Source organism: Synechococcus sp. CC9902, assembly GCF_000012505.1.
In the GTDB taxonomy this organism is placed as follows: Bacteria; Cyanobacteriota; Cyanobacteriia; order PCC-6307; family Cyanobiaceae; genus Parasynechococcus.
In genome coordinates this window covers 356451-375533 of record NC_007513.1, presented here as the reverse complement: position 1 = coordinate 375533, position 19083 = coordinate 356451, and the positions used below count along the sequence as shown (strand labels likewise).

Genomic DNA, 19083 nt, shown 5'->3' with positions numbered 1-19083 from the left:
CTTCTGGTTTCATCAACAACTTTCGTTGCTCATAAAAACAAAATCAAACTCTGATTCGCTCGACACGAATCAAAGAACATCTAAGAGTCTCGGCTCTTGCTCAAAAGAATTTTCATTGTTCTAATTCTAAATTCCCTTTCGAGAATTCAGGCTTAAAACAATGCATCTGTAAGATGCTTTGTTTTTCCAGACTTACCTATGCAGTTGTCAAGGTTCTACTAGACATCAAATTAATCTTTCGATTAATCTGAGCCCAGCATCTTATCAACCAATCAAGCAAAAATTGCTTATCTGGCATGACAGGAAGCTGGGGTCCAATCTAGTGGACACATCTAAATCACATTCCCTCGAGTTCATCCTCCGGGTAACCGGACAATGGAGATTGAGTTCGGTCAGTGGAGGTTAGGAGACTCGAACTCCTGACATCCTGCTTGCAAAGCAGGCGCTCTACCAACTGAGCTAAACCCCCAACACCGAATGGGCCATCCTGGACTTGAACCAGGGACCTCACCCTTATCAGGGGTGCGCTCTAACCACCTGAGCTAATGGCCCAGGGGACTCTTCCCTTGCGGGGTGTGACCTAGACAAAGTTTAGGAACTGAACATCTCTTTCAATCTCTTGATGATTGCTCATCATTCTTTGAAAAAATGTTGAGGTACCGATCGACCTAAGGTGACAGGATTTCGGCCTAAGAATAAATTACTCAGACATCAAAATCATTGTTTTGTCTCCCTGTTAGGAGGTGATCCATCCGCACCTTCCGGTACGGATACCTTGTTACGACTTCACCCCAGTCATCAGCCCCACCTTCGACGTCCTCCTCCACAAGGGTTGGAGTAACGGCTTCGGGCGTGGCCAACTTCCATGGTGTGACGGGCGGTGTGTACAAGGCCCGGGAACGTATTCACCGCAGTATGCTGACCTGCGATTACTAGCGATTCCTCCTTCACGTAGGCGAGTTGCAGCCTACGATCTGAACTGAGCCACGGTTTATGGGATTTGCTTGTCCTCGCGAACTTGCTGCCCTTTGTCCGTAGCATTGTAGTACGTGTGTAGCCCAGGATGTAAGGGGCATGATGACTTGACGTCATCCACACCTTCCTCCGGTTTATCACCGGCGGTCTCTCTAGAGTGCCCAACTAAATGCTGGCAACTAAAGACGTGGGTTGCGCTCGTTGCGGGACTTAACCCAACATCTCACGACACGAGCTGACGACAGCCATGCACCACCTGTCACTGCGTTCCCGAAGGCACTCTCTCGTTTCCAAGAGATTCGCAGGATGTCAAACCCTGGTAAGGTTCTTCGCGTTGCATCGAATTAAACCACATACTCCACCGCTTGTGCGGGCCCCCGTCAATTCCTTTGAGTTTCACACTTGCGTGCGTACTCCCCAGGCGGAACACTTAACGCGTTGGCTACGACACCGAGGGGGTCGATTCCCCCGACACCTAGTGTTCATCGTTTACGGCCAGGACTACAGGGGTATCTAATCCCTTTCGCTCCCCTGGCTTTCGTCCATGAGCGTCAGTGATGGCCCAGCAGAGCGCCTTCGCCACTGGTGTTCTTCCCGATATCTACGCATTTCACCGCTACACCGGGAATTCCCTCTGCCCCTACCACACTCAAGCCCCTCAGTTTCCACTGCCATGATGGAGTTAAGCTCCACTTTTTAACAGCAGACTTGAAGGGCCGCCTGCGGACGCTTTACGCCCAATAATTCCGGATAACGCTTGCCACTCCCGTATTACCGCGGCTGCTGGCACGGAATTAGCCGTGGCTTATTCATCAAGTACCGTCAGATCTTCTTCCTTGATAAAAGAGGTTTACAGCCCAGAGGCCTTCATCCCTCACGCGGCGTTGCTCCGTCAGGCTTTCGCCCATTGCGGAAAATTCCCCACTGCTGCCTCCCGTAGGAGTCTGGGCCGTGTCTCAGTCCCAGTGTGGCTGATCATCCTCTCAGACCAGCTACTGATCGATGCCTTGGTGAGCCATTACCTACACCAACTAGCTAATCAGACGCGAGCTCATCCTCAGGCGAAATTCATTTCACCTCGCGGCATATGGGGTATTAGCAGCCGTTTCCAGCTGTTATCCCCCTCCTGAGGGCAGATTCTCACGCGTTACTCACCCGTCCGCCACTAACCCGAAGGTTCGTTCGACTTGCATGTGTTAAGCACGCCGCCAGCGTTCATCCTGAGCCAGGATCAAACTCTCCGTTGTAGATCAACCCCTTTTGGCTTTCACCTCAGATTGACTTGCTTCACCCACACATAAGCACTGGCGTACTTACTGCAGTTGTCGCCACCTTGTCTTCTGACAGATCAAGGGTTCTTAAGAGTGCACTTCTGATTTCTCATCGTGACTTTCCAGGATCTCAGATCCGGTCGTTGCTCCACACTGCGCACACCGACAACGCAAAGGCTCGTGAAAACCTCCTTGTTGTAAGCGCAATGCTTCATTGCAACTTAAATTTTTGACGGGACCTCACACCTTTATCGCAATTTCATTTGAATCCAAATCACATCTCGCGACGCGACTCAAACTCAAACGCGATAAAAGCGTCAGTTCCTAAACTTTTCAATTGTCCAGGTGCGACCAACTCGTATCACTCCCTCTCGGAAGCTGACGGCTGATCAACGCGGTCGTTTCCAACCGCTTTTGAAACTTACAACACCGTCGGATTTCTCCCGCGGCCTCGTAAGCCGACCTCAGAACATCTAAAGGCCTTCGCCTTCAGCGCTTCGGTCTTGCGCGCTCGTCTCTCGACTCCCGCGCAAGACAAAAACATAACACCCCTCGCACCCTCAACGCAACTGCTTGGCGTTCAGCCTTCCGAGAGCGCTTCACCCCATGGCAACAACCGATTGAGTTGAGGCACGGAAGCAGCTGCCAACATCGGAAAAGGGGCCTGGGAAAGGTCTTCCCCTGGCATCAAACGAGACGGATCGGCACCAAGCCAGCGGATCGGACAATCAAGCTCTTCCAACACCAACCAAGCCGCCGCCAAATCCCAAATTCTGGGCGTCGCTTAGAGCGCACCGACGGTTTGTCCCATCGCCACACTGACGAGATTGAGACTGGCCACCCCCAACAAACGAATCTTTCCAGGAAAGGGTTGATCCGGTTTTCGTTGCAAGACGCGAATCGAGCGACTGCATAGAGACACACAAGCGCTGTTCGCCGAGAGCCGTGTATCAGCCGTCAGCGCCTCTCCATTGCGAAATGCACCGCGACCCTTCAAAGCGACGATGCGTTGTCGCAACGCTGGGACATCCAAAAACACTTCACTGGGACGACCATCGACAAAACGAGCGACGGAGATCGCCCAGTAGGGAATACCCGCCGCAAAGTTGGTCGTGCCATCGAGGGGGTCTACAACCCAATAGGCCCGGGAATCAGGAACATGTTTTGAGCCTTCTTCACTCAACACCCCTTCGCCTGGCGCGATCTCTGCAAGACCTTCGACAAACGCCGCATCACTCCAACGATCACAAGCCGTAATCAGGGTTCCATCCGCTTTCAGGTCCGAAGAAATATGCCCAAAATCTTGGCGCTGTCGCTCTGAGACGCGGTCGATCAACTGCTCCACAGCGGCCAGTTGATCAGCGGTGAGAACCGCTGTCACCACAACGACCGAACTGATTCAGCGCGATCGGTGGATGCGGTGGAGATGGCCATCGCCGGACAAACCGACTTCAACGGAGTGGGCTCAATCGGAATCGACGTTTGCGTTTCGACAGTTTTGGAGGATGGCAACACAGGATTGCTGCAGGACACCAATGCATCTAAGCCGGTACGACGACGCAATTGAGCAAGGCTGGTGTTGTAGTCGCGAATCGCACCGGCGTAACGCAACTCAGCATTAGTGAGATCCCTCTGGTTGTTCACCACTTCCCTTTGGGTACTCACACCGGCTTGAACACGAAGCTGGGACAAACGAAGAGATTCTCGAGCCGAGAGAACTTCGCTCCCAGTGGTTTGAATGTTTTGGACAGCTGTTCGAAGCCCAAAGAAGCTTTGCTCCACCTCAAGGCGGATGGAATCACGCGCTCGGGCAAAGCGATAAGAACTCTCCTCAGCAGCTTGCTTGGAGCGGCGATACTCAGCGCGAGCCCTCCCTCCATCAAACAACCGCCAGGTTGCCCTTAAAGAGGTGGAATTCTGAACACTCCATACGTAGTCATCCATGTCGATATCCCCCAGCGAGGTCTTCCCACTCTGTCCCTCACGTCGGCTGGTACTACTGGTGTTGACGAAGCTGAGAACCGGCTGAACAGCTGCAAGAGATGCATTGGCTTCACTGTTATTGATCGAAATGCTCAATAACAAACTGTCGAGCTCTTCTCTGAAGTTGAAGGCGGCAACAATGCTTTCTTGCAACGAGGGTTGCCAGCTACCAAGTGGTCTGGCGGGTGTTGCTGCAGTGGGAGTGACGTCTTGGGGTAAATCCAACTTCGACGCCAGAAGACGACGCGACGTGTCCTGATCTCCCAATTTTGAAGTGAGGATGTTGCGGTCTCTCGCTAACTGAGTTTCGGCTTCAAGAACTTCAAGCTTGGTATTCACACCGGCATTAAAACGAGCACGGGCATCTCTCAAGCTCACCAACGAAGCACGAACCGATGCTTGGCCAATCCGAACGCCCTCGTCTGCTTCTTGAAGATTGAAGTAATCAGTGGACGTATTCAGCCGTAGATCGCGCAGAGCAATCGCATACGAATCACGAGCCTGCTCGTACTGATCTCGGGCAGCAGCGATCTGCGGAACACGCCTTGGATTAATAATGTCCCAACTCACCTGGAGACTGGCGTTGACACGCCATTCCCGGCCATACCGTTCGTTGTATCCATCGCGCGTCTCGTTACGAGTGAGGGGTGCACCGGTTAAGGGATTGATTTCACCGGTGTTCTTCTGCACCAGCCGATCCGGAACGAAATCAGGGTTTTGGAAGGAGTAAGACTTGAAATATTCAGGTAGACCGCTCGCTGAAAGGTCAACCGTGGGATACCAGGATGAAATTGCTGCACGCAAAGACGATTTGGCTTGTTCGACCTGACTCGCCGCAGCTTTCAAGACCGGACTATTTACCTCTGCCAGAAGCAACGCATCCTCAAGGGTGAGAGGGCGAAGTTCATGAATGCTGACTTGCTGTTTTTGATTCGGCAGCGCCAGGCTTGGGGGGGCCTTCAACGGCTGAAGAGACGGTGTTAATTCAGTAGCCGCAGGAGCTACAGCGTCATCGTTGAGCCTGGGTCGCCCACCCTTCAGCTGAGGTGCTGTCGGCAACGTGGATTGATCAGTTAACGCAGAAGTGGAGTCTTTTGATGAGCTGGCCTGTCCCAACACCGGTGAAGCTCCGGTTGCCATGACCCCCGCAATCAACAACAAACTTGCGGAAAACCGGTGCACAGCACTTATAAAACTTTCGCGGAGTTTAAGGAGTTTTTTCGTTCGCACTCAAGACCGAGGCCACGATGTCAGCCGCCCCATGCACGACTCGAATTGGAACAGGAATCTGAGACTGCACAGTCTCAAGCGTCATGTCATCCAGGAACACGGGCTGGCCCTGACGCAACATCACGGAGGGAAGCAACAGCTCATCTCCCAAATCTTGACCGTTCAAGCCATCCAGAAGGTCTTGACCCGTAAGTAAGCCCGTCACCACTTGATCTTGCCCCCAATACGGACTTGGCAAGCCAAACAGCTGCAGGCTCACACCCTCCACAGCATTCAACCGCTGGGTAACCGATTGCAAGGCGCTCTCCACGATGCTTCCCACCACCCAGCTGCAATGCCTGGGACGGTCGACGGCTTTGGGCAGTTCGGTCGACGCCTCATCAAGCGACTCCAAAAAGGCGCGAATGCTGCCAACACCATTCTCCTGCTGCGGAAAGTCCTCGTAATCAGCGCGGGGCGGTAGGGGGAGTCCGGCCATCAGGTACCACTCATCCGACAACCAGGCAAAACGTGATCCAAGCTGGCTTTGAAACTCAGACTGGATCTGTTCCACCTGAGCAATCACCGTGCGAGCACACCGGCTATCGACGGGGATCAACCCATCCTGCTCGGGGCGAAAGCGGGTCAATCCCACCGGCACCACAGCCGCAGACAAAACCGCTGGCCACTCTCCGATTGCAAAGCGTGCCAAATCGGAGAGAGTCCGTTCCAAGGCGGCTCCATCATTCAGCCCAGGACAAACAACAACCTGGGCATGAATTTGAAGGTCACGTTGATCAAACCAAGCGAGTTGATCCATCAACAATCCAGCGCGCTGGTTCACAAGCAACCGTGAGCGAAGCTCAGGCTCGGTGGCATGAACAGACACAAAGAGCGGTGATAGACGCTGGTCTTCAATCCGCTGCCAATCCACATCCGTGAGATTGGTCAGGGTGAGGTAGGAGCCATACAGAAAGCTGAGGCGGAAATCGTCATCTTTCAAATAAAGACTGTCGCGATGCCCGGGGGGCTGCTGATCAATAAAACAAAACGGGCAGTTGTTATTGCACTGACGCAGCCCATCAAATAACGCTTCAGTGAAGGCCAAACCAAGGCCGTCATCCGCGTCTTTTTCAAGGTCTACGCAGTGCAATTCACCAGCGGTGTCGAGGACTTGAAGGCTGAGTTCTTCTTCAACACAGAGATAGCGATAGTCAATTAAGTCCCTGGGACGAACCCCATTAATGCTGAGGAGTTGATCACCGGGTTCAAAACCCAGCTCCTCGCCAATGGAGCCAGGTTCAACGGTCGCCACCACTGCGGGCTGTGGTTGCCGTGCCGAAGTCTTGGGATCCAGAGCAGCAATCGCCACTCCAGTGGATGGCTCATTCCACACAAGCCAGCATCAACTGCTTATCAGTTTGCGCTTTTAAATGCCCACCAGACCAAAAGTCCTGCACCGAACACCAATCGATATCCCACAAAAATCCAGGTGCTGTTGCGTTGAAGAAAACGCAACAGCCAATCAATGGCCAACCAAGACACCACTGCAGCGGAAAAAATCCCCACAAGGAGAGGCAATGGCCCAGCCCCTGCGCTTGTGCTCAAAGCACTCTTCAGCTCCACCAAACCAGCAATGGAAATGGCAGGGATCCCCAGCAGAAAAGAAAAACGGGCGGCATCCGCCCGGTTCCAGCCATCAAATAACGACGCTGTAAGGGTGCTTCCTGATCGGGAGACACCTGGAATCACAGCTAATGCTTGGGCCAAACCCACCACAAAGCCATCACGTCCGGTGACACCCCCAAGCTGTTTAAGCCGCGGCCCCATGCATTCAGCCATTGCAAGAAATAGGGCCATCACAATTGAAACGATGGCAATGGACGGAACACTGCGCAGTGGCGAGCTGGCATAGCCCGCATGCCAAAAAAACTTGATGCCAAGCCCCAGAACCAAAATGGGCAAGGTTCCAATCACCATGGCAACTCCCAAACGTGCATCGGGGTCACGCCACTGTCCATGACGCACAGCACGGCTGATACCCGTGAGGACCTGAGTGAGATCTCGACGAAAATACGCAATGACTGCCGCGACGCTCCCCAACTGGATGGCAGCCGTAACGGACACTCCAGGGTCGTCCCAACCAAGCAACGCGGGAACAACCCTGAGGTGAGCAGTACTGCTAATGGGAAGAAACTCGGTGAGTCCTTGGACGATTCCGAGCACCAACGCCTCCAGAAGACTCAGAGGAGCTGTGGTATCGATCATTCGGGATCAAACATTGAGGCGACCCTATGTCGGGCACAGGCATCGAGAATGTCTTCTATGGTTTCGTGACTTTGTAACGAGGAGCACTTGGTCGGAGGCACCTGGCAATCCACAGCCTCCGACCGACAGTGGTTCGTTTCGGTCCCCAAGGCTGCTGCGGCCATGGTGGTGCTCCCGGTATTTCTACAGGCACCCTGGGTTCGCGTTCATCCCTTCTCTGCAACCCTGTTCACCGCTTTGCTGGTGGCCATAGGCGTTGTTTTAAATCGCAGCGACAATCAACAAAAAGCCGATTTCGGTTCATTAATCGTTGGTTTTAGCGGCAGTTGGCTGGCTGGATGTGTGTTCTGGGGTTGGCTGAGGGCCCATCCTGTTTTGCACCTTCCAGTAGAGGCCTTTGCTTTACCGCTTGCACTGGCCGGCTTTGGAACGCGTTGGCGGTTGGCCTCTGCCTTTTACTTGTCGTCTTTGGTGGGTACAGCCTTCACCGATTTGATGATGGCCATTACCGGAGTGATGCGCTTCTGGCCTGGGGTCGTGACCGCATCCATGGATACCGCTCCACAACTTCTGCATGAGGCAGGGCTCCACCTTCTTCATCCTTTACCCCTCACAGCACTGGTCTTAGCTGCCAGCTCCATCATTTGGCTTGCAGGAACATTGTCGAAACGTGAGACGGCTGTTTTCAAAAGCAACGACACGCTGGCCATGTCGGCAGCCGTTCTGATGACAACCCTGTGGGTAGATGGTCTTTTTCTCCTTGCAGCAGTCGTTCAGCCAGGCCTCAGTGGATTGATCGAGTGAAACGAACTGCAAAACCTCTGGGTTTTGTAGGACTAGATCGGGAATTCGACTTGTAGTCTTTGCAAACCGGCATTGCCGGCCGTCCCGTTCCGTCCCCTGATCGAGAGTAGTGATGAAGCGGCTTCTGAGCTGGCTGACCGGCGCCCTAGTAATGGCAGGTTTGTTATCAAGCCTTGTGCTCCCATCCGCTGTTTACGCGGAAGAGGACCTTCTCGGGAAATATTCGGGAAGCGAAATCCGCAACGTTGTGGATGACAAAATTGCTGAACGAGAAGGCAAGGTTGACCTCAACAACTCCTCCGTCCGCCGATTCCAGCAGTTTCCTGGGATGTATCCCACGATGGCCGGCAAAATCGTCCTGGGCGGCCCTTACAACAATGTTGACGACGTCCTGGAGCTTGACCTGAGCGAGCGTCAAAAAGAACTGTTCGCCAAGTATCGCGACAACTTCACTGTGACCCCGCCATCCATCGCCCTGAATGAAGGTGACGACAGGATTAACGACGGTTAGTACCGCTAAAACAAACGTCCAACACAGACCTGCTGTGATCGTTTAAACCGCCGGAATTGCCGGCGGTTTTTTTGCCTCCATGGCCCAGCCCCGTCCGCTTGATCCAATCCCTCCAGGTCCTTGGGATGTGGTGGTAGTTGGTGCAGGAGCAGCAGGCCTGATGACCTGCCTCGATCTACCGGCCGGCTTGCGTGTCTTGCTGCTGAACCGCAATACCGGACGCCGTTCCTCCAGCCGCTGGGCCCAGGGGGGCATAGCAGCGGTGACGCGGCCTGAAGACAACTCCAGTAGCCACGCCGAGGACACCATTCATGCAGGCGCTGGCCTTTGTGATGGGGATGCCGTTCGGCTTCTCGTCGATGAAGCTCCCCATTGCGTCGAGCGGCTGCAACGACTGGGAATGGCTTTTGACCGAGATGGTCCCAATCTCGCCACAACGCTTGAAGCTGCCCACAGCCATAAACGGGTTTTACACGTCCAAGACCAAACCGGACGTGCGCTGGTGGATGTGCTCCGGGAACGCGTCGAAGAACGGGAAGGCTTGCTGCATCGCCGTGGTGTTCGCGTCACCAAACTGACGGTGGAAAACGGAAGCTGCAGTGGCGTTCAAGTGCTCGATGGACGGCTGCTGTACACCGTGCAAGCGCGGGCGGTAGTACTAGCCAGTGGGGGCGGCGGACATCTCTTCGCCAACACCACCAATCCGGCCCAGGCGTGTGGTGAAGGTGTTGCCTTGGCCTCGCAAGCCGGAGCAGCCGTCGAAGACCTCGAATTTGTTCAATTTCATCCCACTGCCTTACGTCTCGACGACGCACCATGCTTCCTGATCTCTGAAGCGGTCCGCGGGGAGGGCGGTGTTCTCGTGGATGATCTCGGTTGCAGCCCAGTGGCGCACTTGCCGCGGGGAGATCTATCTCCCCGCGACCAAGTGAGTCGGGCCCTGGTGCAATCGATGAAACGGCAAGGGGTGGGACAAATCTGGCTTGACTTCAGTGCAATTCCCCGGGAACAAGCCGAAGCACGCTTCCCAACAATCCTGGACCGGTGCAGTGAATTTGGGCTCAATCCTTTGGAACATCCAATCCCCGTAGCGCCAGCCGCGCACTACTGGATGGGTGGTGTTGCCACCGATTTGCAAGCAGCAACCAACCTGCCGGGGCTCTTTGCCGTTGGTGAAGTGGCGTGCACAGGACTCCACGGCGCCAATCGCCTCGCCAGCAACTCCCTGATGGAGTGTTTGGTGTTTGCACACCAACTGAAATCGATCGAGCTGGGGCCGCAACAAACGCCGGTGAAACGATCCAAACCCGATCGCTGTGATCTGGATCTCAGTAGTGGAGAGAGCAGCACCGGGCTGATGGCAAGGATTGAACATCTGCGGCAATTGTGCTGGCAAACCGCCGGTGTCGATCGAGTTGTGCAGGGATTACGCCAGGCGCTCCAACAAGTCCAAGCAGAAGAAAGCTGGTTAGAAAAGCAACCGCTTTTGCAGCTGGTGAAGGATCTTGATCATGCAGAGACCCTTGAACTCGGAGACAGCAGCCGCAGGAATCTCAATCTGCTGCTCGACCTTCATCACCGTTTGCTAACCAGTCGCCTCATGCTGGAAGCAGGGCTGTTCCGTCGCGAGAGCCGAGGAGGCCATTTTCGAATTGATGCACCAGTGGCACTGCCTCAATGGCAGTGCCACTCACGCCAATGCCTCCAGCATGGGATCCGCACCCGAGCCGTACGGCGCTAATTCAAAAGTCGCGATCTCCCTTGTAGCCACTTAGGTCGGCGAGGCTGTCGAGCGATTTCACACCAGAATCAATCTCTCCATTGATTTCCCAGCTTGGGAAACCCTCCAACCCCTTGCTGCGACATAAATCAGCCTGATTGTTCTGGCCATCAGCAGCACACTCCACAACCTGCAACTGCTGACTTGCCTCCTTCCCAAACATCTCTTTCTGGTCATGGCAGTGAGGACACCAGTAGGCGGAGTACATCACGGCACCTCCAGCGGTGAGATGGTCCGCCAATGCGACTGACGCAGGAGAACTCTCCTGCGTCACCACTGGGGCGATGCCGGCACCCGTTTCAACGGATTCAGGACGGTCTGGATCGACCACCGACGCCCAAATCAATCCCCCTAACAGCACGGCAAGGGCCAAGAGCACACCCCGGAAAATCAGGGTGCCAGGGTCGTCCCAGCCACCACCAACCACCGAGAGCACTAAAAGAATTAGGGACAGCGCTGCTGAGAGAACACAGAAAAAACAAAATGCCTGAATCTTGAAGACCATCAGGCCCAACAAAACCCCGCTGAACACCGCCATTCCTGTGGAGACCATGAAGAGTCCCCACCAAGTGCGACGCGACAACTCCGATTTGTTTTCCTGCAGCCCTGGCAACAAGGGCACCAAGGCCATCAACACCACAACCCCATAGGCCACGAGACCCACTAACGAGAGCGGAATGCCATCAGCCAACGAACCCCAAGCACTGTTGAGCACCTTGTCGCACCCGTCAGCACCCATCGGGCAGGTGAGATCCCCAAGAAATCCCCAACGCTTCAGCGTGATCGACCCCGTATCAATGACGCCGATCGTGGCCAGCACTGCCATCGCAATGCGCGCCCACTTGGCTCCAGGGTCTTGACGACGACGACTAACGAGACGGGTGCTGCCCATCCATGACCTACAAGTGAGCAAATTCTGTCAGTTAGAGACCGATTCGTCCTCTCCCTAGGCTGATAGAAGGCTTGACGACGCAGAGATGACGAGCACAACGACTCAACCCACTACTCAACCAATGGCGAAACCCAAGGTCGCCTTCGCCCACTTGGGCTGCGAAAAAAATCGTGTTGACACTGAACACATGGTGGGACTCCTTGCTGAGGCGGGCTATGGCGTCAGTACCGATGAGGAGGATGCCTCTGTTGTTGTCGTGAACACCTGCAGTTTCATTCAGGACGCAAGAGAGGAATCGGTTCGCACCCTTGTCGGGCTTGCTGAACAAGGAAAAGAATTGATTATCGCGGGCTGCTTGGCCCAGCACTTTCAGGAGGAATTGCTCGAGTCGATTCCAGAAGCGAAAGCGATTGTTGGCACCGGCGACTACCAGCACATCGTGGATGTGTTGCAGCGGGTAGAAGCAGGCGAACGGGTCAACCGCGTCAGCGCAGTTCCGAGCTTTGTTGGCGATGAACATCTGCCCCGCCAGCGCACCACAGATCAAGCCGTGGCCTATCTCAAAGTGGCTGAAGGCTGCGATTACCGCTGCGCTTTTTGCATCATTCCGAAATTAAGAGGGGACCAGCGCAGCCGACCGATCGAATCGATCGTGGCCGAAGCCCACCAACTGGCGGAGCAAGGAGTTCAAGAACTGATTCTGATCAGCCAAATCACAACCAACTACGGACTAGATCTTTACGGCAAACCCAAGTTGGCAGAGCTACTGCGGGCCCTTGGCGAAGTGGAGATTCCCTGGATTCGAGTTCACTATGCCTACCCAACAGGACTGACAGCTTCGGTTGTTGCCGCATATCGCGACGTGCCAAACGTGGTTCCTTATCTGGATTTACCTCTCCAACACAGCCACCCTGATGTGCTTCGGGCCATGAACCGCCCATGGCAAGCGGATGTGAATGAACGGCTGCTCAATGAGATCCGAGAGCAACTACCTGATGCCGTTTTACGCACCACATTGATCGTGGGATTCCCAGGTGAAACAGAAGAGCACTTCCAACACCTGAAGCACTTCTTGGAAACGCAACGCTTTGATCATGTGGGGATTTTTACGTTTTCACCAGAAGACGGAACTGCCGCAGCCGATCTTCCGAATCGCGTGGACCCTGATGTGGCTCAAGCCCGAAAAGATGCTCTTATGGCGTTGCAGCAACCCATCGCAGCAGAGCGCAACCAACGCTGGGTGGGCAAAACGGTTGACGTGTTGATCGAGCAGCACAACCCACAAACGGGCGAGATGATCGGACGCTGCGCTCGCTTTGCACCAGAAGTGGATGGCGAAGTGCATGTTCAACCTGGCGATGACGGACAACAAGCCGCACCAGGAAGTTTTGTTCCAGTCAAAATTACTGGTGCTGATATCTACGACCTAACCGGACACATCGTTGGTGCTCGCTCGATGGTGGCGGAAGCCAGAGTGAAGGATTGACCGTTCTTCAACTGCAGCCCGAGCAGCAACGCCGGCTGTTTTTAGTCGCCTCTGGAGTGAGTACAGCGGGGTCTTTTGCAGGGATCACTGCCAAAGGCTGGATCCTGATGGATGGCAGCGCCGATCCATTTCTACTCGCTCTAAATTTTGCAGCGCTGGCGCTACCGACGCTCATCATTAGTGGCCCCGCGGGGGTGCGCACCGATCGTGTTGGCTGTGAACGGGTGCTTGTGCAGTCGCAATGGGCCCTCTTGGCCGCAGCTGGACTTGGGGCCCTGGCCATACCCCTCTTTGAAGGCATGGCGCAGGTGGTTTTACTCCTCAGCAGCACACTGCTCGTTGGAATCGCAGGAGCCTATGAACTCACAGCCCGAAATAAGTACTGTTCAATCCTCGTGGGGCCGAATCAATTGGGGAGCTATCTCACAAGCTTCTCCGTGGTGTTCAACGTTGGGAAACTCGTGGGGCCACCGATCGGCGGCTGGCTGCTAGCGGCAACCGGACCTGCTTGGGCCTTGGGTATCGATGCAGCCAGTTATTTACTGCCCATCGCCAGCGTGATGTTTCTTCTGCAGCCAGATCGCACAAGGGAAGTGCGCAGCACCAACGTAAAGAATGCCAGTTTGAGCAGTGCTTGGCGACAGTGCGGCCCCACCTTGCAAGGCGTGCTCACGCTCACAGCGGTGATGTGTTTGGTGGGATTTTTCCATCCCGGACTGGCCCCGCTGATTGCTTTTGAAGTGCTTGGAGGGAAACCCACGGACCTTGGCCTGTTCACCAGCGTGCTGGCTGCAGGCAGCATTGCTGGTGGGGTGGTGCTGCAACGCAACAGCGTCCAATTCAGCCATCGACCTTTCCTCACCCTCGGAGGGTTTGGAATGATTACGGCCATTGCCCAACTGGGCATGTCCAGAAGTCCTGGGGTGGCATTCAGCTTGGCTATGGCCTTTCTGATCGGGGCCGGCACCGCAGGCCTCTTGAGCAGCTGCAACCTAATCACTCAAATCGGGTCTGATCCAGTCATGCGGGGGCGCATGGCCGGACTCAGCCAAATCGCCTTTCTCGGCGGGGGTGGGATCAGTGGCCTCTTGGTGGCAGGAGTGGTTGTAGCAACCAATCTTTCAACAGCCTTTGCCCTATGCGGAGGAATCAGCCTTGTGGTGGCGATTCGTTGGATCCTGACCCGCGGCCAGAAAACACTCGAACCGATCAGATCAACTTGATTCCCTTCAGAAGCTTGGTGAGCACGAAGGCAACAACGAGACCAGTCCCAACGAGTCCGAGGTAGATACCAACGCCCATGAGCAAATAAGGAAGTCCTCACTATTAGATCAGAGATTCAGTAGCTGAAGGGACAGAGCCGACAGGCTTTGTGAAATTGCGACGTTTGTATCTCAGACGTTGGCCAACCTCCCGCAACGAACAACTCACGGACGAACCTCAATCGCTGAGAGGGGAATTCGTCCACAGCAGAGATCCATGACAGCCGAACCTCGAAAAAAGGTTCAGGATGGAACAGACACCGTTCAATCTTGAACGTATGCCGTGCCCTCATTAAGGCAAGCCTCCGCTTTCTGAAGCTCACGCCCTAAGTACAAAGCGTGATCCAGACAGCTCAGCGGATGGGGGCCATCACCTTCAGTGAGCTGGATTCCGACTTGTTTCGCAGTCGAACCTCGATAGACAGCGGACGGTTGCCTTGGTCCATTACCGCCCTTGCAACTCAACACTTCCCCTGTCTCAGGATCATGGGCGAGCCCCTTGTCGTCGATGGTGTTGCCGTAATGCTCCAGCACCAGCTCCGCTGAGCCAGAGTCCACCTTGATCAAGAAGTAGCCCTTGGGATCGAGGGCAATGAATCGCTGCGACAAACGCTCATCCAGCTCTTCACGAGCTTCGGATCGCGGAACAACGTCGGAAAGCTTCGCCATGGATTGAATTTACAAACCCAAGGTGGGGGACTCTGCCTTGAAGGGCAGCTCGGCATTGATCGCATCGATTTCTTCCAACATCAAGCCATTCACCTTGGGCAACCAAGCGCGAATCAATGCATCCATCTGTGGTTCATACCAACGGTGCAAACTGGCATGCGGCTGAGCCACAAATCCACGCCGCCGCTTGTGACTACCACCTGCGCCGGGATCAAATGATTTGATCCCCTGCTGAAGAGCCCATTCGATTGGAGCGTAATAACAAACCTCGAAATGCAAGCAGTCAATTTGCTCGTGCGTCCCCCAATATCGGCCCCATAGTCGGGTGGCATCACGCACGCAGAGCGACATCGCTACGGGATCACGGGGATCGCCTCGATGAGCCGAAAACAACACAATATTTTCGCGATATTGGTCAGCTAACGAGGCGAAAAACCCCTGCTCCAAATACTTACTCCCCCATGGCCCCCACTGAGAACAATGCTGCTCATAAAATTGATACATGATCTCTAAAAGTTCACCATCAAGCTGATCACCAGTGAGGGGCGTCACCATGACACCGGCTTTAGCAACAGCCTTACGCTCTCGCTTGATATTCCGGCGTTGATTAGCGTTAAAACCCTGAAGGTAATCGTCAAAAGATTGATCATTACCACGGCTCCAAAGACTCTGCTGATTCAGCCAAACCGCACAACCTGCCGCCTCAGCTAAAGGGCGCCAAGAAGGATCGACATATAGAAAATTACAACTCAATATCCCATTATTTTCACAAAAACGATCGATTGTTTGCAACAACACTATCGTTAGCTGAACCTCATCTTCCCCAGGAAGCATATGAAATCGGTAGCCCGTAACCGGGCTCACCGGGCTCATGCCCAAAAGCTTGGGGTAGTAGCGCAAACCAAGATCTGCTGCCAATCGAGCGAAGGCCTGATCAAAAACAAATTCGCCATAGCTATGCCCCTTTACAAATAAAGGGGCTACAGCGATGGGCGTTTCGTCGCGCCATAGGGCGAGGTGAAGCGGTTGCCAACCCTGATCAGGAATTGTGCTTCCTGAACTTTCGAGGGCATTAAGCCATTCCCATTGATAAAAGGGCAAGGAATCTTTCCCGATCATCTCAACCCATTGCTGTGGAGAGATCTCAGCAACGGAACGGTGCCAGCGCGCAGTGAGAGAGGTCATAGGTGTAACCCCCGCCATCCGAATTGATTAACGCTAACGAAAGAGACCGAGCTAAGGCTCCCAGCTCCAATCAAGTCAGGAGTCCGCTGCAAACGCAATCAAACCCTGGGTGAAATCAAGGTGAAGCTCATCGGCATCAACCCCCCTCAAAACTGCTTTCACATCGTTGGACTTTACGATCAATGCATTTCTTCCCTTCTGCTCAATACGAGTAGATGCACATCCACAAAATTGAATCTTATCTCCCACCTCAAAGTCCATCACCTGCAAATACCCATCCCCTCCATTGAGGGTGACAAAAGTATCGCGGCCCTTACCGCCCCAAACCTTAAATTTACCTTCCACAGTAGAAATAATATCATCTCCGGCGAGTCCATAAATACGCTGATTGCTAATTAAACCTGTGAGCTCATCCGAGCCAGACGTGCCCCTAAGTTTTCTTTTTTTGTTTTTCTTTCCCATCAAAAGATAACTTTACTAGCTCTACTCTCACATTAATCATCATCCCGAACTCTGCCCACATCCGAGGGAAGCTCGAAGGAAAGCCAATCAAGGATGCACTAATGCACTCGTTGCCTTCGGTAGCGGAGCACCATTTCACCCTCACCCAAGTCTTCGAGCCCATCGCAGCTCCAGGCCCCAGCTCCCAGCATTGAAAGTGGGAGTGGTTTCGCATCAACAGGCAGCCATGTGTGTGGCCCGCCAAGCAATGTCGGCACCAGTGTGAGCTGAAGGGCATCTACGCAATCAGCTTGCAGCACTTCCGCCGCCAAAGACGCACCCCCCAACAGCGCGAGGCGTCGCACCCCACAGGCATACAGAGCTTCAAGGCGCTCGGGCCAAGAGTGGCCTAACGGAATCCAGCGATCAAAACCTTCAGCGGGAGCTTTCGGTGCCAACAACCATCGCTCCAAAGGCTGCCGAAAAAATTGCCACTGCAGGGGGAACGCATCAGATCGACTCACCACCACCGCCGTGGGCTGGGCGGATCGACCTTGATCGACGCGTTGTTGAAGCAAGGCCCGATCCCGGATTAAACAAGTGCTTTGGTGGGCCCGTAACGTCCCTGCACCCATCAAACAGGCGTCAGCCCAGGCCAGTGCTGTGTCAAGAACACGACGATCTCCCTTCCCTCCCAATTGGGCTGCACCACCCTCAGCAGGCGCCAAACGACCGTCTAGCGAAATAGCCAAAACAAGCCGTGTTTCAGGCCGCTCGAGCGCTGGAGCAGCGCAGTCGTCAGATGGCTGCAACGGCATCCATCGATGCCGGAAGCATTTCTAGCTGTGGCACTTCCGCATACACCTCGGCTGCGTTATTCGGACTCTCCTGGAGGCGCACCTTATGCAGCTGAGCTCCAATGGCCTTAATCGGACTGGAGAGGCGATCAGCAATGTGGAGAGCAATGTTTTCTGCGGTGGGGACGCACTCAGCAAAAAACGGCACATCCTTGTTCAAAAAGGTGTGATCAAACGGCTCAACAACAAGATCATCGACCAACCGTTGCAGGGCCGACAAATCGCAAACCATTCCGGTGCGGGGGTCGATAGCCCCACGGACCGTGATGTCCACCAAATAGTTGTGCCCATGGCCATGGGGCCGAGCGCACTTGCCGTAGATCTGCTCGTTTTCTTCCTGACTCAACTCCGGACGGGCCAGACGGTGCGCTGCTGCGAAGTGGGTACGAATGGTGAGGAATGCATCCATGGAATCTCCGAGATAGTCGGCCCAGAGGCCCGGTTGTTCGTAGAGGCGTAAAGCCGTAATTGGAAGGTGGGAACGAAGACGATGCCAAATCGTTCGAACCAGTGCCTCAGTGGTGGGGAGGCAACCCTCCGAACTCGACACATCAAACTCCGGCCAAGCTTCGTTTAAAAAGCGAAAGTCGAGCTGCCCTGTGACCTCGGAGCGGATCGCGTGCTTCACCTCGGAGAGGTTCAACACCATGCCATCGGCATCAAGATCGCCCGCCATCGAAACGATCAGCTCATAGTTGTGACCATGACCTGGCGCGAAACTACAAGGACCAAATCGAGCAGCATTGTCGTCTGCTGACAGCTCTGGCAACCAGTAGCGATGGCTGGCACTGAAGCAGGCCCGACGTGTGATCACGCAGGAACGGCCTTGGCCATGCCGGGCAATCGACTTCGTTTCAGTCATGTGACATTCCGGCCGAGGAGCATCCTAATGAGCTAGCGGCAATTTCGAGCGATGACAGATCCCATTCTTTCCCTCAAAGAGCGCTTAAGCGGACGCAGCATCTACCTCATCGGAATGATGGGGAGTGGAAAAACGAGTACTGGACGCCCCCTTGCGAAACGACTGGGGTATGGCTTTGTCGATGCCGATGCTGTGATCGAACAGGTGGCCGGCTGCACGATTCCAGAAATTTTTGAACGGGATGGGGAAGCAGGCTTCCGCTCCATCGAAAGCCAAGTGCTTAATGCGATCAGTCAGCGCCATTCCCTGGTGGTGGCCACAGGCGGTGGAGTGGTAACCAAACCAGAAAACTGGGGACAACTGCACAGCGGCATCGTGGTTTGGCTTGATGTGAATCGGGCCCAGCTCATCGAACGCCTGCGGGACGACTCAACCCAAAGACCGCTGCTGCAACAACCAAACCCCGAAGCAGCCTTAGACACCCTCCTCCAGGAAAGACGGCCTCTTTACGGCGAAGCGGATCTCACGGTGGTGATCAAGGACGAATCACCGGATGCCGTCGCGGATGGCATCCTGCAACTCCTTCCGACGCTCATCAAAGATCCAACCGAACAACGCGAGCGTTGAT

16 protein-coding genes, 2 tRNA genes, 1 rRNA gene and 1 pseudogene are annotated in these 19083 nt (G+C 54.5%); 6 read left to right on the top strand and 14 right to left on the bottom strand.

Going from position 1 to position 19083, the window contains the following annotated elements:
- Window positions 1-396 precede the first annotated feature (396 nt).
- From SYNCC9902_RS01780 to SYNCC9902_RS01750, 7 genes and pseudogenes are all read right to left on the bottom strand, one after another.
- Window positions 397-469: transfer RNA gene (locus SYNCC9902_RS01780), tRNA-Ala, on the bottom strand.
- A gap of 9 nt (window positions 470-478) precedes the next feature.
- Window positions 479-552 (bottom strand) — tRNA-Ile (locus SYNCC9902_RS01775).
- 184 nt (window positions 553-736) lie between these two features.
- Window positions 737-2222 (bottom strand): 16S ribosomal RNA (locus SYNCC9902_RS01770).
- 604 nt (window positions 2223-2826) lie between these two features.
- Window positions 2827-3630: pseudogene (locus tag SYNCC9902_RS01765) on the bottom strand (inositol monophosphatase family protein).
- Window positions 3624-5369: a TolC family protein gene (locus tag SYNCC9902_RS01760; RefSeq protein ID WP_083756841.1), complete on the bottom strand. Its 1746-nt coding sequence runs from the start codon at window positions 5367-5369 to the stop codon at window positions 3624-3626. The pseudogene SYNCC9902_RS01765 and the gene SYNCC9902_RS01760 overlap by 7 nt, the downstream one beginning before the upstream one ends.
- A gap of 67 nt (window positions 5370-5436) precedes the next feature.
- Window positions 5437-6834, bottom strand: a complete 1398-nt coding sequence (locus tag SYNCC9902_RS01755) for a TIGR03279 family radical SAM protein (RefSeq protein ID WP_011359188.1) — start codon at window positions 6832-6834, stop codon at window positions 5437-5439.
- A 20-nt stretch (window positions 6835-6854) separates the two neighbouring features.
- Window positions 6855-7706, bottom strand: coding sequence for an undecaprenyl-diphosphate phosphatase (locus SYNCC9902_RS01750; protein ID WP_011359187.1), 852 nt, complete (start codon window positions 7704-7706; stop codon window positions 6855-6857).
- 87 nt (window positions 7707-7793) lie between these two features.
- Here SYNCC9902_RS01750 and SYNCC9902_RS01745 point away from each other — a divergent pair, with 87 nt between their 5' ends.
- From SYNCC9902_RS01745 to nadB, 3 genes are all read left to right on the top strand, one after another.
- A complete protein-coding gene (locus SYNCC9902_RS01745) occupies window positions 7794-8510 on the top strand; it encodes a DUF3120 domain-containing protein (protein WP_011359186.1) in 717 nt (238 codons plus the stop codon).
- A 112-nt stretch (window positions 8511-8622) separates the two neighbouring features.
- Window positions 8623-9021 (top strand): photosystem II complex extrinsic protein PsbU, encoded by a 399-nt coding sequence (gene psbU, locus SYNCC9902_RS01740; RefSeq protein WP_011359185.1) that lies wholly within the window; start codon window positions 8623-8625, stop codon window positions 9019-9021.
- 79 nt (window positions 9022-9100) lie between these two features.
- Complete coding sequence (gene nadB, locus SYNCC9902_RS01735; RefSeq protein WP_011359184.1) at window positions 9101-10762, top strand: L-aspartate oxidase; 1662 nt, start codon at window positions 9101-9103, stop codon at window positions 10760-10762.
- A gap of 1 nt (window position 10763) precedes the next feature.
- On the opposite strand, the gene SYNCC9902_RS01730 is transcribed toward nadB, so the two are convergent.
- Complete coding sequence (locus SYNCC9902_RS01730; RefSeq protein WP_011359183.1) at window positions 10764-11693, bottom strand: vitamin K epoxide reductase family protein; 930 nt, start codon at window positions 11691-11693, stop codon at window positions 10764-10766.
- Window positions 11694-11778: 85 nt separating this feature from the next.
- On the opposite strand from SYNCC9902_RS01730, the gene rimO reads away from it, so the two are divergent.
- Both rimO and SYNCC9902_RS01720 read left to right on the top strand, forming a co-directional pair.
- Entirely contained in the window at window positions 11779-13179 is a 1401-nt protein-coding gene (gene rimO / locus SYNCC9902_RS01725; RefSeq protein ID WP_011359182.1) for a 30S ribosomal protein S12 methylthiotransferase RimO, read from the top strand.
- The gene (locus SYNCC9902_RS01720; protein ID WP_011359181.1) at window positions 13176-14402 is read left to right on the top strand and encodes an MFS transporter; all 1227 of its coding nucleotides are present in this window, start codon (window positions 13176-13178) and stop codon (window positions 14400-14402) included. Before rimO ends, SYNCC9902_RS01720 begins: the two co-directional genes overlap by 4 nt.
- Here the strand turns inward: SYNCC9902_RS01720 and SYNCC9902_RS01715 are convergent.
- From SYNCC9902_RS01715 to SYNCC9902_RS01690, 6 genes are all read right to left on the bottom strand, one after another.
- The gene (locus SYNCC9902_RS01715; RefSeq protein WP_009788201.1) at window positions 14389-14481 is read right to left on the bottom strand and encodes a cytochrome b6-f complex subunit PetL; all 93 of its coding nucleotides are present in this window, start codon (window positions 14479-14481) and stop codon (window positions 14389-14391) included. The genes SYNCC9902_RS01720 and SYNCC9902_RS01715 overlap by 14 nt on opposite strands.
- Before the next feature lie 224 nt (window positions 14482-14705).
- Window positions 14706-15110 carry a DUF4346 domain-containing protein gene (locus SYNCC9902_RS01710; protein WP_011359180.1) on the bottom strand — a complete coding sequence of 135 codons (405 nt, stop codon included), beginning with the start codon at window positions 15108-15110 and terminating at the stop codon, window positions 14706-14708.
- A gap of 9 nt (window positions 15111-15119) precedes the next feature.
- A complete protein-coding gene (locus SYNCC9902_RS01705; RefSeq protein ID WP_011359179.1) occupies window positions 15120-16295 on the bottom strand; it encodes a GNAT family N-acetyltransferase in 1176 nt (391 codons plus the stop codon).
- A 75-nt stretch (window positions 16296-16370) separates the two neighbouring features.
- Window positions 16371-16757, bottom strand: a complete 387-nt coding sequence (locus tag SYNCC9902_RS01700; RefSeq protein ID WP_011359178.1) for a hypothetical protein — start codon at window positions 16755-16757, stop codon at window positions 16371-16373.
- A gap of 98 nt (window positions 16758-16855) precedes the next feature.
- The gene (locus SYNCC9902_RS01695; RefSeq protein ID WP_011359177.1) at window positions 16856-17554 is read right to left on the bottom strand and encodes a RibD family protein; all 699 of its coding nucleotides are present in this window, start codon (window positions 17552-17554) and stop codon (window positions 16856-16858) included.
- Window positions 17535-18455 carry a 6-carboxytetrahydropterin synthase gene (locus tag SYNCC9902_RS01690; RefSeq protein WP_011359176.1) on the bottom strand — a complete coding sequence of 307 codons (921 nt, stop codon included), beginning with the start codon at window positions 18453-18455 and terminating at the stop codon, window positions 17535-17537. The genes SYNCC9902_RS01695 and SYNCC9902_RS01690 overlap by 20 nt, the downstream gene beginning before the upstream one ends.
- A gap of 51 nt (window positions 18456-18506) precedes the next feature.
- Between SYNCC9902_RS01690 and SYNCC9902_RS01685 the strand changes: the two genes are divergently transcribed.
- A complete protein-coding gene (locus tag SYNCC9902_RS01685) occupies window positions 18507-19082 on the top strand; it encodes a shikimate kinase (protein ID WP_011359175.1) in 576 nt (191 codons plus the stop codon).
- Window position 19083 lies beyond the last annotated feature (1 nt).